Source organism: Streptococcus sp. 1032 (assembly GCF_013277015.1).
Taxonomy (GTDB): Bacteria; Bacillota; Bacilli; order Lactobacillales; family Streptococcaceae; genus Streptococcus.
The window spans coordinates 17,572-30,584 of the sequence record NZ_VMMD01000026.1 but is presented as its reverse complement, the minus strand read 5'-3'; the positions used below and the strand labels follow the sequence as shown (position 1 = coordinate 30,584).

Genomic DNA, 13,013 nt, shown 5'->3' with positions numbered 1-13,013 from the left:
AACCTCAAAACAGTATTTTGAGCTGACTTCGTCAGTTTCATCTACAGCCTCAAAGCAGTTCTTTGAGCAACCTACGGCTAGCTTCCTAGTTTGCTCTTTGATTTTCATTGAGTGTAAATAGAAAAACAGAACTAGCATAAACTAGTCCTGTCTATTTTTACCCAATCACACTTCCATTTGGTACAGCTGGATCAACTGTGAGAAGGGTTAATTGTCCATCATGTTCAGCTGATAAGATCATACCTTGGCTGACATATTTTTTCATCATATTACGTGGTTTGAGGTTGGCAACAATCTGGACTTTCTTGCCGACCAATTCTTGTTCATTTGGATAGTATTTTGCAATTCCTGAAAGAATTTGACGATCTTCACCATCACCTGCATCTAGGCGGAATTGAAGCAACTTATCTGAACCTTCTACTTTAGACACTTCTTTGACTTCTGCGACACGGATTTCGACCTTGTCAAAGTCTTCGAATTTGATTTCGTCCTTGTTGAGTTTGAGTTCAACTTCGTCTGGGTTCCACTCTTTTTCGACTGCTGGTTTGTTGCCTTCCATTTGTTCCTTGATATAGGCGATTTCTTCTTCCATATCCAGACGTGGGAAGATTGGAGTTCCCTTAGCAACTACTGTTACACCTGCAGGAAAGTCTGCTAGATTTAAATTTTCAAGGCTAGAAACTTCTGCTAAACCAAGTTGAGTCAAAACTGCACGACTAGTTTCCATCATAAACGGCTCAATCAAGTGAGCGACGACACGAAGGCTGGCTGCCAAGTGACTCATGACACTTGCCAATTGGTCACGAAGAGCTTCATCCTTGGCCAAGACCCATGGTGCGTTCTCATCGATGTATTTATTGGTACGAGAGATAAGGGTCCAGACTGCTTCAAGGGCACGTGGGTAGTCAACTGCTTCCATGTATTTATGGTAATCAGCAATTGATTCAGCAGCTACTTGAGCAAGAGCATTGTCAAATTTAGTCACACTTTCTACATAGGCAGGGATTTGACCATCAAAATACTTGTTAATCATAGAAACCGTACGGTTAAGGAGATTCCCAAGGTCATTGGCCAATTCATAGTTGATACGGCCTACATAGTCTTCTGGAGTGAAGGTTCCGTCTGAACCAACTGGAAGGCTACGCATGAGATAGTAACGAAGTGGATCTAGTCCATAACGCTCTACCAACATTTCAGGGTAAACCACATTCCCTTTAGATTTAGACATCTTGCCGTCTTTCATGACGAACCAACCATGGGCAATCAAACGATCAGGTAATTTAACATCCAACATCATAAGAAGGATTGGCCAGTAGATGGAGTGAAAACGAAGGATGTCTTTCCCTACCATGTGGAAGACTGTTCCATTCCAGAACTTATCAAAGTTACCATGTTCGTCTTGACCGTAGCCAAGAGCTGTCGCATAGTTAAGAAGGGCATCAATCCAAACGTAGACAACGTGTTTTGGATTTGATGGGACAGGCACTCCCCATGTAAAGGTTGTACGAGATACCGCCAAATCTTCCAAACCTGGCTCGATGAAGTTACGTAGCATTTCATTGAGACGACCATCTGGAGTGATAAATTCAGGATGGGACTTGAAAAAGTCTACCAAACGGTCTTGGTATTTGCTGAGGCGAAGGAAGTATGATTCTTCGGATACCCATTCAACCTCGTGACCTGATGGAGCAATACCGCCAGTCACATTTCCAGCTTCATCACGAAATACTTCTGCAAGCTGGCTTTCTGTAAAGAATTCTTCATCTGATACTGAATACCAGCCAGAGTATTCACCCAAGTAAATATCATCTTGAGCCAGCAAGCGCTCAAAGACCTGTGCGACAACTTTTTCGTGGTAGTCATCAGTTGTACGGATAAATTTATCGTATGAAATATTTAGTAATTGCCAGAGTTCTTTAACTCCAACTGCCATTCCATCAACATAGGCTTGTGGTGTAATGCCAGCTTCTTCCGCTTTTTGTTGAATCTTTTGACCATGCTCATCAAGACCTGTCAGATAAAAGACATCGTAGCCCATTAGGCGTTTGTAACGGGCTAGGACATCACAGGCGATGGTTGTGTAGGCAGAACCGATATGAAGTTTCCCAGATGGATAGTAAATCGGCGTTGTAATATAAAAATTCTTTTCAGACATAATTTTTCCTTTCCAGGCAAATGAAACCTGTTTTTCTAACACTTCATTATATCACATTTTTAAGGATTTTCGATAGGGAAATCTATACAAAAACAAGATAGACGAGTGTCCATCTTGTTGATCTTATTCATAACGAAGGGCTTCGATTGGATCAAGTTTCGATGCCTTATTGGCTGGCAAGACCCCAAAAATCATACCCACACTAGCCGAAACCGCAAGACTAAATAGGGCAACTGGGATTGATACTCCCACCTCTATACCCGCAATCAAACCTTGTAATAGCAAACCTGCTAAGGCAGTTAAACCACTTGCAATTGTCAAGCCAATTAATCCACCTAACAAAGTCAAAATCATGGATTCAATCAAAAACTGGATTAAAATATTAGCACGTGTTGCACCCAAAGCCTTACGGAGACCAATCTCACGGGTACGCTCTGTAACAGAAACCAGCATGATGTTCATAACACCAGTTCCTCCAACAAAGAGAGAAATTCCTGCAATGGCACTAATAATCGTCGTCATAAAACTAAACGATTGTTGAACTTCTGCAAATGCAGCTGACTCATCTGATACTTGATATTCTCCCTGTTGCAAGCCAGCAAGCTCTGTCATTTTTCGTGCTAATTCTGGACCCAGAGTTTGAGTCAAGCTTGTGTCATTCACTCGAAAGACAATATTAGCTATTTCATCTACATTAAAATTCGCAGCAAGGGAAGTATTTGTAGTAATGGGCAAGCCACCAAAACCATATATTTTTGAACGTTTAGCCTCTGGACTAGTATAAACCCCAATGACTCGATAACTAAAACCATTGACTTCTACAACCTTGTTAATAGCCTCTTGAGGAGAGCCAAATAAACTAATGGACAATTCTTCATCAAGCAAAATAACACTTGCAAACTCTTTGAAATCTTGCTCTCTCAGACTACGACCTGCAATGATTTCATTCTTAACAGCGTCCATATAGGTTCTATTCCCGCCTGTCAAATTGGCATTTTCAACCTTTTTATCTTTATAAGTCAAGATGGCGTTCGTTGAGTTGGTTACATAGTAATTATCCACTCCCTTGAGTTTGGCTGCCTCTTTAACCCAGGATTCTTGCGGTTTTGGCGGTTCAACATGAACTTCCTCTTCTTTTCCAGAAACCGTAAAAGCTGATTGTTTCTGAGTAAAAGACCCATCTTTACTTTTTTTAGAAGAGAAAAAGACACTAATATTCTTCTGAGATTTGGTCATATCTTTGTTGAGTTGACGAGATAGGGAATCACCTAGAGCCATAATCACAACAACTGATGAAACACCGATAATAATCCCAATCATGGTAAGCAAAGAACGCATCTTGTGAGCCATGATAGATGAAAAGGCAAATTTCAGATTCTGCATCTTAGTTTTCCTCCTTTTCTAACTGAGCACTATCAGATGAAATAACTCCATCTCGAATGACAATCTGGCGTTTAGCATAAGCAGCTATTTCAGGCTCATGCGTTACCATGATAATGGTTTTTCCTTCTTTGTTCAAGTCAACCAATAGTTGCATAATTTGATTCCCTGTTTTGGTATCCAAGGCTCCTGTCGGTTCGTCTGCTAAGATAATAGAAGGATTGTTTACCAAGGCACGCGCAATAGCCACACGTTGCTTTTGACCACCAGATAATTCCGAAGGCAAATGATGACTACGCTCAGTCAATTCAACCTTGTCTAAATACTCCTCAGCTAACTTGCGCCGTTTTGAAGCCGAAACTCCTGCGTAAATCAAGGGCAATTCTACATTTTGCAGAGCATTGAGTTTAGATAGAAGAAAGAACTGCTGAAAGACAAAACCGATTTGTTGGTTGCGGACCTTGGCTAGTTGTTTTTCACCCAGTCCAGCTACTTCTTGACCTTCAAGATAATATTCTCCACTGCTTGGTGTATCCAACATCCCAATCGTATTCATGAGAGTAGACTTACCAGAACCAGATGGTCCCATGATGGCAACAAACTCACCCTCATTCACTTCTAGGTTGATGTTTTTGAGAACCTGCAGTTCTTGGTCACCGTTACGGTAGCTTCTGCAGATATTTTTTAGACTAATTAGTTGCTTCATCAGCCTTCACCTCTTTTCCTTCCTCTAGAGAAGACGTTGGGTTACTGATGACCTTGACTCCATTTGTCAGACCTGAAGTGATTTCTTGGTTGTCTGCATCAGCATTGCCCAAACCAACTTCCACTTTCTTGGCCTTTTTCTGCTCGTCAAGCACCCAGACATAGTTCTTATCATTTTCAGTCACAACACTTGTTAGAGGAACCAAAATGGCTTTACTCTTATTCTTGACCTCAACACTTACTGAGAATCCTTGTTTCAAATCACCGATTTCACTTGTAACATCGATGGTATATGGATATTTAGAACCAGAATTACCACCTGCTGCGGCAGTAGCTGCACTTGCTGCTTCACCATTGTTTTTAGGGTAGTCAGAAATGTAGCTAATCTTACCAGTCCAGCTCTTATCTTGGTAAACTTTAGAAGTAAAGGTTACTTCTTGGCCTACAGAGAGGTTGGCAAGGTTATATTCAGATAGTTCCCCCTTAACTTGCAAGTTTTCATTGCTAACGACATGAACTACCACCTGGCTAGCTCCAGTTGGAGATTTAGAAACATTACGGTTGACTTCGACCACAGTTCCCTCTAAGGTACTGAGAACCGTCATTGCATCCAACTGACTTTGAGCCTTGCTTAATTGCGCTGCTGCATCTGCACGAGCATCACGAGCATCACCTAGTTGTGCATCAATAGAGGATACCGAATTTCCTGCGACTGGAGCTTGAGTTTGGGCTGCAGCTCCTTCGTCTCCTGCTGGTGTTGGCAACTGTGGAGTCGGAGCTGAAGCGGCTTCATTTCGCGCTTGATTGAGTTCATTGATATGACGATCTGCCTTCGCAACTGCTCGACTCGCTGAATCATAGGCCGCCTGGGCTTCTGAACTACTGTACTTGACTAAAGCCTGCCCTTCACTGACTTTATCACCCACAGAAACAAGGATTTCATCTAAATCACCCTTACTAGCATCAAAATAAACATATTGTTCATTTTTTGCTGTTACTGTCCCTGATAATAAAACAGAGGATGCCACGCTTCCTTCCTTGGCAACAACAAGATGAGTAGCCTCATCTTTTACAGCAGTCTGAGAAGGTTGTCTAAAGAGCAAAATGCCCCCAGCACCCAATACAACCACACTTGCAGCACCGATTGCTGCATACAATTGCCACTTTTTAGCTTTACCATTCTTTTTCATAATGAAACTCCTTTTTGATTTAAAGTTCTTAACAATATTATACAAAAATTATCAATTTGAAACAATAACATTTCAGAACGAAATAATGACATTTCAGGATTTAATTATTGTTCGGAATTTATTTTACAATCGTTGTACTAGTTATATAATACACTTTATTTTTCTTTTTTGCAAGCCTTTTCTTTAATTTTTTTGAACGTAGCAGATTTTTGCAATCACATCAAAAAAAAGATAGAATATGACTATCAAAAAATGACACTCTACTATTTAAAAGAGTATAAAGGAGTTTTCAATGAGAGAATATGATATCATTGCTATCGGTGGAGGTAGCGGAGGAATTGCTACCATGAACCGTGCTGGTGAACACGGAGCCAAAGCGGCCGTTATTGAGGAAAAGAAACTAGGCGGAACATGTGTCAATGTCGGTTGTGTTCCTAAAAAAATCATGTGGTACGGGGCGCAAATCGCTGAGACTTTCCATCAATTTGGAGAAGACTATGGTTTTAAAACTACTGATCTTAACTTTGACTTTGCAACCCTACGTCGCAATCGTGAAGCCTACATCGATCGCGCTCGTTCTTCTTATGATGGCAGTTTTAAACGCAACGGAGTAGACTTGATTGAAGGTCATGCTGAATTTGTAGATTCTCATACTGTTAGCGTAAATGGTGAGTTGATTCGTGCTAAACATATCGTGATTGCTACAGGTGCCCATCCAAGTATTCCAAATATTCCTGGTGCTGAGCTAGGTGGCTCTTCTGATGATGTATTTGCCTGGGAAGAATTGCCAGAATCAGTTGCTATTCTAGGCGCTGGTTATATCGCCGTTGAATTGGCTGGCGTACTCCACACTTTTGGTGTCAAGACAGACCTCTTTGTTCGCCGCGATCGTCCTTTACGTGGTTTTGATTCTTACATCGTTGAAGGTCTGGTCAAGGAAATGGAAAGAACAAACTTACCACTTCATACTCACAAAGTCCCTGCCAAGTTAGAAAAAACTACTGACGGCATTACCATTCATTTCGAAGATGGTACTAGTCACACAGCTAGCCAAGTTATCTGGGCTACGGGTCGCCGTCCAAACGTTAAGGGCTTGCAACTTGAAAAAGCTGGAGTAACTCTGAACGAACGTGGCTTTATCCAAGTGGATGAATACCAAAATACTGTTGTTGAGGGAATCTACGCTCTAGGTGATGTAACAGGCGAAAAAGAACTAACTCCAGTAGCTATCAAGGCTGGGCGTACCCTATCTGAACGTCTCTTTAACGGAAAAACAACTGCAAAAATGGACTACTCAACTATTCCAACTGTTGTCTTTTCACACCCTGCTATCGGAACGGTTGGATTGACCGAAGAGCAAGCTATTAAAGAATACGGTCAAGACCAAATCAAGGTTTATAAATCAAGCTTTACGTCTATGTACTCTGCTTGCACTTTCAACCGTCAAGAAACTCGTTTCAAATTGATCACAGCTGGTTCAGAAGAAAAAGTTGTCGGACTTCATGGAATTGGATACGGTGTTGATGAAATGATTCAAGGATTTGCTGTTGCTATCAAAATGGGAGCAACCAAGGCTGACTTTGATGCAACTGTGGCGATTCACCCAACTGCATCTGAAGAATTTGTAACTATGCGTTAATCGAAATAAAAGAAGCTGATACAAATGTGTCTGCTTCTTTTTTGATGTTTTCGAATCAACAAAACAATTATCCAACTTAACCAGTAAGCAAAATCGGCCGTTACAGTTTTTTGTTACCTTCGCTATAAAAATAGATTGACAATAATTACTCTACGAGTATAATAGTTACTATACATTATAAAAGAGGTTAACTATTTTGAAAAAAGCTCACGTTTATGCCATCCCTGCTATTGGGGCTGCTCTCATTGCTGTTTTGGCACAAATCAGTCTTCCAATTGGACCTGTGCCCTTCACTCTGCAAAACTTTGCAATCGGCTTGATTGCTACTGTCTTTAGACCGAGAGAGGCTGTACTTTCTGTTGGACTCTATCTTCTTCTAGGTGCCATCGGTCTTCCTGTTTTTGCAGGAGGTGGAGCTGGATTTCATGCTTTGATTGGTCCTACTGCAGGCTATCTTTGGTTTTATCTTGTTTATTCTGGACTTACCTCTTCTCTAACTAACAGTGATAGTGGTTTTGTTAGAATTTTTCTAGCAAATCTCTTGGGAGATACACTTGTTTTTGTTGGTGGGATCATTGGATTGCATTTCCTAGCTGGAATGCCATTTGAAAAAGCTCTTGCTGTGGGAGTATTTCCCTTTATCATCCCAGATCTTGGTAAAATTATTGCTATTAGTATTATTAGCCGTCCATTACTTCAACGCCTTAAAAATCAGGCTTACTTTACTAACTAAAAAAGGATATCGAGTTGTCATGACTCAATATCCTTTTCTTTCATTTTGAAAACTTAGTTGCCTTTAAAGGCATCCACCATTGTTTGAAATTCTTCATTGGAGAGTGTAATCCCTTTGCCCATTTTAGTATGGTCTGGACTCCAAGCACGAATATCAAACTTTGCAGGGGCACCATTAAAGCTCACACGGTTGATTTCCTTAGTCCAACCTTTTTCGTTTTCAGAAAGAGTCAACAAGTGCTCTTCGATTTTAAATGTAAATTCTGCCATTTTCTTCTCCTTTTTTAGCTTTCATTTGATTATTCGTAAAATCTTGTAGATTTTAGGAAAATTTTATATAATATTGATATAAAAGAAGGGAGGCCAATATGAGACATAAATTCCAGCAAGTTCTAGGTAAAATACATGACTTTTTAAATGGACTTGAAGAACCAGATCAGACTGAAAGCAACTCCCTTACAGCCACTATTGAAGAGGCTATCCAGAAACAAACCGCTGTTCACCTTATCTTGTCTGAGACAAGTTTTACAGGTGACATCATCAAATACGATCAACAAGGCCAACAACTTATCGTGAAAAATTTTGCCAAAAATGTGACCCGTATTATCCGCATAAGCGATATTCAACGTCTTCGCTTTGTCCCTTCAACCGTCCAAACAGCCCAAAAAAATAGATTTAAGAAAGAGTGAGATGTAGTTACTTCATCCCACTCTTTTTTCTTAGCGAACTTGTTCAAAATGTAAATGAACGGCGATATGATCTCCATAACCACTTCTTTCCAAGTCACGTTGTAAACGATAGGAAATGTAGTGTTCTGCAATGGTAATGTAACCTGCACCCAGCAAACGATGTTCAACCATAGACTGAATCATGCTAATGGTAGCACGTTCTACCTTGGCTTCTTCCAAGTCCAAAACCACTTTTTTAGTGACTTGTGCAAGGTTTTGACGTAAATCATCTGTCAATACATAGACAGTCTGGGCTGCCTTTAAAATAGCTTGGTAAATCTTGTCTGGATTAAATTCAGCAATTTCGCCATCACGTTTGATTACTTGCATAGGTTTCTCCTTTATTCTTTGTTTTCTTTGATTTCTGCCAGCATTTTTTCTTCTTCTGCTGTCAGTTGATAATGTTCAAGCAAATCCGGTCTGCGTTCATAGGTTTTCTTTAAACTCTCATACAGGCGCCACTGACGAATCTTTTCATGGTGCCCGCTCATCAATACATCTGGCACAACCATACCTCGATAATCATAGGGACGTGTGTACTGAGGGTATTCAAGAAGGCCTGAAGAAAAACTATCATCTTGGTGGCTAGACTCCTTGCCAATCACTTCTGGAATCAGGCGAACCGTAGCATCAATCATGGTCATGGCCGCCAATTCTCCTCCAGTCAAGACATAGTCTCCCAGGGAGATCTCATCTGTCACTAAGGTCTTAATGCGCTCATCATAACCCTCATAGTGCCCACAGATAAAGATTAGCTCTTCCTCTTGAGCCAAATCTTCAGCATAAGCCTGATCAAACTGCTTTCCAGCAGGATCGAGGAGAATAACGCGCGGATTTTTCTTTTCAATAGCATCAAAGGAATCGAAAATGGGTTGTGCTCTGAGCAACATGCCCTGACCGCCTCCGTAGGGCTCATCATCTACATGACGGGCCTTTTCAGCATTTTCTCGAAAATTATGATACTGGATATCCAAGAGCCCTTTTTCTCGAGCCTTTCCAACGATTGAGTGCTCCAGTGGAGAAAACATCTCTGGAAAGAGGGTTAAAATATCAATCTTCATCGTCTAACCCTTCTAAGATTTCCACATCGACGCGGTTATTTGGAATATCAACATTGAGAACTACTGGTGGGATATAAGGCAAGAGCAAGTCACGTTTACCTTTTCGCTTGACCACCCAGACATCGTTGGCACCTGGTTGCAGGATTTCCTTGATGGTTCCAATCAAGTTATCACCCTCATAGACTTCCAAACCGATAATCTCGTGATAATAGAATTCACCATCATCTAAGTCATTCAAATCTTCCTCAGCGACCTTGAGACTGTATCCCTTGTACTTTTCAATCGCATTGATATGGTACATATCTTTGAATTTAATAATGTCAAAGTTCTTCTGTTTACGGTGGCTAGCAATGGTCACTGTTTGAACAAACTGATCTTTTTCATCAAACAAGGCCAGCTCAGCTCCTTTTTTAAACCGTTCTTCTGCAAAATCCGTCACAGACAAGACTCGCATCTCACCCTGCAACCCTTGAGTATTGACGATTTTCCCAACATTAAAGTAGTTCATCTTGTCTCCTGTACTCTATTTCTATCCTTTATTCTATCACGTTCCAAAGATTTTCTCAAGTTGGAGGAAGATACATAGAGGGGTCGCTATAGTCCAAAAAGTGCTAATAGTTTCCTCTTTAATATTAATTTATATTTGAAAGATGAGATATTCACATTCCCATTATACATATTACTATAAAATGTATACTCGCCAATTTCACCCTGACTTGTTTTCCATTTCATTCTTAAACTAGGCATATTCTATGGTAAATTTGTATGAATCAATAAGCATGTATAATTCTTTAAATTTTTAACTGTATGTAGTTTATCATTATCAACTAAACGATTACTTTTTGAATCATAGTTTAAAGAATAAAATTCTACTATTTCAATATCAATTTCTTTGGGATAAAAAATCAAATGGTTATAATGTTTATCATTTTCATCATGTTTAAACTCATATATATGATGAAATCTCGTATGTAAGGAATCAAATTCGATTGGTTTAATTACCTGAATTTCGATATTATTGATATAGGCCTTATTCTGAAAACTAATTTTTAAAATTACACCTATAAAAGTCGAAATCTGTAAAATTCGCAATAACCAATCAATGTACATTTCCCAATCTATGTTTAAAATACAATCAATGTTCATTCTTTTCCAGTCCCCCTTTAAAAAGCCTTCCAAATCACGTTAATGTTGGTACTTAATGGCTGCAATTTTACACTTCTCGCAAAAAAGCGAGACATTCGTCCCGCCCTTCTTATTTTTCGTCAATAACGATTCTTACTTTTTTGTCTTCAGTTGGGACAGAGTAGACAATCGTTCTTATCGCAGAAATAGTGCGACCCTTACGACCGATTACACGACCCACATCACTTTGATCAAGATCCAAATGATATTCCAAAAACTCTGGTGTATCTTCAATCTTGATAGTTAAGGCATCTGGTTGTGAAATCAAGGGTTTCACAATCGCAATAATGAGATTTTCAATCGTATCCATCTGTCAACCTACTTTAAACTTATTTTGAGAATTTAGAATCGTGGAATTTTTTCAATACACCTTCTTTTGAAAGGATGTTGCGAACTGTATCTGAAGGTTGAGCTCCATCAGCCAACCATGCAAGAACGCGGTCTTCTTTCAAAGTTACTTGGTTTTCAGCAACAAGTGGGTTGTAAGTTCCAACTGTTTCGATGAAACGTCCGTCACGTGGTGAACGTGAATCTGCTACGTTGATACGGTAGAAAGGTTTTTTCTTAGAACCCATACGAGTCAAACGGATTTTAACTGCCATTTTTAAAGTCTCTTTTCTTATTTTTTATTTCGGTGAAATAGCTGAGCTATTTAGCACATGTTCTATTATAGCAGATTTCTGGCAGGTGTCAAGAAAAAAACTTGACAGACTATAAAATTCTTAAACCATTTAGAAATTTGTTAGAAGTAGGAAATAAATGTTTGAAAGAAGCTAGCCGTGAATACTATTTTATACTCAATGAAAATCAAAGAGCAAACTAGGAAGCTAGCCGCAGGCTGTACTTAAGTACGGCAAGGCAAAGCTGACGTAGTTTGAATTTGATTTTCGAAGAGTATTAGAAATATTTTATAAAGACCATCAACTCAAACCCTTCATCTCACCTGAACGAGATTTGGATACTTGGCTCCTAAATCCCAATCCCGTTCCCAAAAGAAATATCAAGAATTTTAAGAATGATATCTATTAATTTAGAAAATATGAATTAATAGATTCTAAATAGGGGAATAATTTAGTTCTGTAAAAATTAACTTCTACACCTACAAAGCTTATTTTGACAGACTTTATAACAGTCTAAGAAAAAAATAGAGATTCATACAGTATCTAGATTTTCCAAAAATTCTTTATCATCAAATATTATTAACGAAACTATCCAAACCAAATCCGATGCATTGCTTCAAAGAATTCTTTAGTTGTTTGACTATCGAGGGCTTTTATTAAAAAATTTTTTCAAATAATTGCCACCTTGGCACATAAATTCTTGCTTTCTAAATTTAAATGTGATATATTTATAACATAAAATTTAAGTGTTATATATTTATAACATAAAAAAGGAGTCTATCATGAAAAAAAGTCAAAAAATGCGTGGCCTCATTGCAATGATTGCCGTAGCTCTCTTTATTGATTTTATTGTTTTATTTGGTTCTAATCTTAGTTGGGAACCCAAGTTAGTTATTACTGGTATTTCAGTGTTAGGTCAAATTATAGCTATTTGGAGCTGGCTACATAAGAGTCAGAAAGGTAAGGGAAAGATTATTTTTGACTTGTCTGCTAAGCTTTACACGATACTTGTGTTTGCAGCAAGCATTTTTTATACAGTAGGGATTTGGGTTGCGACCCCAAGCGTAAGTTCTGGTATTAAAGAATGGATTTTGGGAATTGGCCTCGTTATTGAAGTGATTGTATTTGTTTTTTTCTCTTTAAAAAATGTCAAGGAAACTCCGGACGAACGCTTTTATGCTAATTTAGCCAAGGCAGCTAGCTTGATGTTTGTTTTTATACTAGGCGCACTGATGATCCTAGCAGTTATCATTGGGTATATGGGGTCTCTCACTCTTTACATGGGACAGATATTTATTAGCATAGCTGCCTTGATTTGCATCTTTTCGGTTGTCTATCTTATCTTGGAACGTAGAGGATAAGCATGGCCAAAGAAAGCAATATTATTACTAATCTCAAATCTGTCCGTGAGTCCACAGGCATGACCCAGCAGGAGTTAGCCGACCGCATCGGCATACGACGCGAGACAATTCTGCACTTGGAAAATAACCGTTACAATCCTTCGCTGGAAATGGCTCTTAAAATTGCTCAAGTTTTTAATCTGAAAGTAGAAGAGCTCTTTGAACTCAGACAGAAAGAGGAAGCATAATTCTTTTCGAGACCTAGTATTAAGTTCATT

General features: G+C 39.2%; 16 protein-coding genes. 5 read left to right on the top strand and 11 right to left on the bottom strand.

What is annotated here, in order from left to right:
• Positions 1–157: 157 nt before the first annotated feature.
• The 4 genes from metG to HT711_RS09045 all read right to left on the bottom strand — a co-directional run bounded on the left by metG (position 158) and on the right by HT711_RS09045 (position 5,433).
• Entirely contained in the window at positions 158–2,155 is a 1,998-nt protein-coding gene (gene metG / locus HT711_RS09060) for a methionine--tRNA ligase (RefSeq protein ID WP_173233770.1), read from the bottom strand.
• Positions 2,156–2,278: 123 nt separating this feature from the next.
• Positions 2,279–3,538, bottom strand: a complete 1,260-nt coding sequence (locus HT711_RS09055) for an ABC transporter permease (RefSeq protein WP_173233768.1) — start codon at positions 3,536–3,538, stop codon at positions 2,279–2,281.
• Between the two features lies 1 nt (position 3,539).
• Entirely contained in the window at positions 3,540–4,241 is a 702-nt protein-coding gene (locus HT711_RS09050) for an ABC transporter ATP-binding protein (RefSeq protein WP_000811469.1), read from the bottom strand.
• Positions 4,225–5,433 carry an efflux RND transporter periplasmic adaptor subunit gene (locus tag HT711_RS09045; RefSeq protein WP_173234115.1) on the bottom strand — a complete coding sequence of 403 codons (1,209 nt, stop codon included), beginning with the start codon at positions 5,431–5,433 and terminating at the stop codon, positions 4,225–4,227. The genes HT711_RS09050 and HT711_RS09045 overlap by 17 nt, the downstream gene beginning before the upstream one ends.
• Positions 5,434–5,722: 289 nt before the next feature.
• Between HT711_RS09045 and gor the strand changes: the two genes are divergently transcribed.
• Together gor and HT711_RS09035 are read left to right on the top strand one after the other, a co-directional pair.
• On the top strand, positions 5,723–7,069 hold the full coding sequence (gene gor / locus HT711_RS09040; protein WP_112443493.1) for a glutathione-disulfide reductase: 1,347 nt from the start codon (positions 5,723–5,725) through the stop codon (positions 7,067–7,069).
• A 196-nt stretch (positions 7,070–7,265) separates the two neighbouring features.
• Positions 7,266–7,802: a biotin transporter BioY gene (locus HT711_RS09035; RefSeq protein ID WP_173233766.1), complete on the top strand. Its 537-nt coding sequence runs from the start codon at positions 7,266–7,268 to the stop codon at positions 7,800–7,802.
• A 53-nt stretch (positions 7,803–7,855) separates the two neighbouring features.
• On the opposite strand, the gene HT711_RS09030 is transcribed toward HT711_RS09035, so the two are convergent.
• Positions 7,856–8,071 carry a YdbC family protein gene (locus HT711_RS09030; protein WP_000807437.1) on the bottom strand — a complete coding sequence of 72 codons (216 nt, stop codon included), beginning with the start codon at positions 8,069–8,071 and terminating at the stop codon, positions 7,856–7,858.
• Positions 8,072–8,169: 98 nt separating this feature from the next.
• On the opposite strand from HT711_RS09030, the gene HT711_RS09025 reads away from it, so the two are divergent.
• Positions 8,170–8,490, top strand: a complete 321-nt coding sequence (locus HT711_RS09025; RefSeq protein WP_173233764.1) for a hypothetical protein — start codon at positions 8,170–8,172, stop codon at positions 8,488–8,490.
• 30 nt (positions 8,491–8,520) lie between these two features.
• On the opposite strand, the gene HT711_RS09020 is transcribed toward HT711_RS09025, so the two are convergent.
• The 6 genes from HT711_RS09020 to rpsP all read right to left on the bottom strand — a co-directional run bounded on the left by HT711_RS09020 (position 8,521) and on the right by rpsP (position 11,377).
• Positions 8,521–8,859, bottom strand: coding sequence for an ATP cone domain-containing protein (locus HT711_RS09020; protein ID WP_001196041.1), 339 nt, complete (start codon positions 8,857–8,859; stop codon positions 8,521–8,523).
• An 11-nt stretch (positions 8,860–8,870) separates the two neighbouring features.
• Positions 8,871–9,590, bottom strand: coding sequence for a tRNA (guanosine(37)-N1)-methyltransferase TrmD (trmD, locus tag HT711_RS09015; RefSeq protein ID WP_138029520.1), 720 nt, complete (start codon positions 9,588–9,590; stop codon positions 8,871–8,873).
• Entirely contained in the window at positions 9,580–10,098 is a 519-nt protein-coding gene (rimM, locus tag HT711_RS09010) for a ribosome maturation factor RimM (protein ID WP_001105892.1), read from the bottom strand. The genes trmD and rimM overlap by 11 nt, the downstream gene beginning before the upstream one ends.
• Before the next feature lie 242 nt (positions 10,099–10,340).
• Positions 10,341–10,736 carry a hypothetical protein gene (locus tag HT711_RS09005; protein WP_240147165.1) on the bottom strand — a complete coding sequence of 132 codons (396 nt, stop codon included), beginning with the start codon at positions 10,734–10,736 and terminating at the stop codon, positions 10,341–10,343.
• Between the two features lie 109 nt (positions 10,737–10,845).
• Positions 10,846–11,085, bottom strand: a complete 240-nt coding sequence (kphA, locus tag HT711_RS09000; RefSeq protein ID WP_000379617.1) for an RNA-binding protein KphA — start codon at positions 11,083–11,085, stop codon at positions 10,846–10,848.
• A gap of 19 nt (positions 11,086–11,104) precedes the next feature.
• A complete protein-coding gene (gene rpsP / locus HT711_RS08995) occupies positions 11,105–11,377 on the bottom strand; it encodes a 30S ribosomal protein S16 (protein ID WP_000268760.1) in 273 nt (90 codons plus the stop codon).
• A gap of 800 nt (positions 11,378–12,177) precedes the next feature.
• Here rpsP and HT711_RS08990 point away from each other — a divergent pair.
• Together HT711_RS08990 and HT711_RS08985 are read left to right on the top strand one after the other, a co-directional pair.
• Entirely contained in the window at positions 12,178–12,756 is a 579-nt protein-coding gene (locus tag HT711_RS08990) for a DUF3796 domain-containing protein (protein ID WP_173217636.1), read from the top strand.
• 2 nt (positions 12,757–12,758) lie between these two features.
• The gene (locus HT711_RS08985; protein ID WP_173217638.1) at positions 12,759–12,983 is read left to right on the top strand and encodes a helix-turn-helix transcriptional regulator; all 225 of its coding nucleotides are present in this window, start codon (positions 12,759–12,761) and stop codon (positions 12,981–12,983) included.
• Positions 12,984–13,013: the final 30 nt, after the last annotated feature.

What these genes read in the sequence shown, in the direction of transcription:
- metG (WP_173233770.1), bottom strand. Translation starts at nt 2,155, where the DNA reads ATGTCTGAAAAGAATTTTTATATTACAACGCCGATTTACTATCCATCT.
- HT711_RS09055 (WP_173233768.1), bottom strand. Translation starts at nt 3,538, where the DNA reads ATGCAGAATCTGAAATTTGCCTTTTCATCTATCATGGCTCACAAGATG.
- HT711_RS09050 (WP_000811469.1), bottom strand. Translation starts at nt 4,241, where the DNA reads ATGAAGCAACTAATTAGTCTAAAAAATATCTGCAGAAGCTACCGTAAC.
- gor (WP_112443493.1), top strand. Translation starts at nt 5,723, where the DNA reads ATGAGAGAATATGATATCATTGCTATCGGTGGAGGTAGCGGAGGAATT.
- HT711_RS09030 (WP_000807437.1), bottom strand. Translation starts at nt 8,071, where the DNA reads ATGGCAGAATTTACATTTAAAATCGAAGAGCACTTGTTGACTCTTTCT.
- HT711_RS09025 (WP_173233764.1), top strand. Translation starts at nt 8,170, where the DNA reads ATGAGACATAAATTCCAGCAAGTTCTAGGTAAAATACATGACTTTTTA.
- HT711_RS09020 (WP_001196041.1), bottom strand. Translation starts at nt 8,859, where the DNA reads ATGCAAGTAATCAAACGTGATGGCGAAATTGCTGAATTTAATCCAGAC.
- trmD (WP_138029520.1), bottom strand. Translation starts at nt 9,590, where the DNA reads ATGAAGATTGATATTTTAACCCTCTTTCCAGAGATGTTTTCTCCACTG.
- rimM (WP_001105892.1), bottom strand. Translation starts at nt 10,098, where the DNA reads ATGAACTACTTTAATGTTGGGAAAATCGTCAATACTCAAGGGTTGCAG.
- HT711_RS09005 (WP_240147165.1), bottom strand. Translation starts at nt 10,736, where the DNA reads ATGAACATTGATTGTATTTTAAACATAGATTGGGAAATGTACATTGAT.
- kphA (WP_000379617.1), bottom strand. Translation starts at nt 11,085, where the DNA reads ATGGATACGATTGAAAATCTCATTATTGCGATTGTGAAACCCTTGATT.
- rpsP (WP_000268760.1), bottom strand. Translation starts at nt 11,377, where the DNA reads ATGGCAGTTAAAATCCGTTTGACTCGTATGGGTTCTAAGAAAAAACCT.
- HT711_RS08990 (WP_173217636.1), top strand. Translation starts at nt 12,178, where the DNA reads ATGAAAAAAAGTCAAAAAATGCGTGGCCTCATTGCAATGATTGCCGTA.
- HT711_RS08985 (WP_173217638.1), top strand. Translation starts at nt 12,759, where the DNA reads ATGGCCAAAGAAAGCAATATTATTACTAATCTCAAATCTGTCCGTGAG.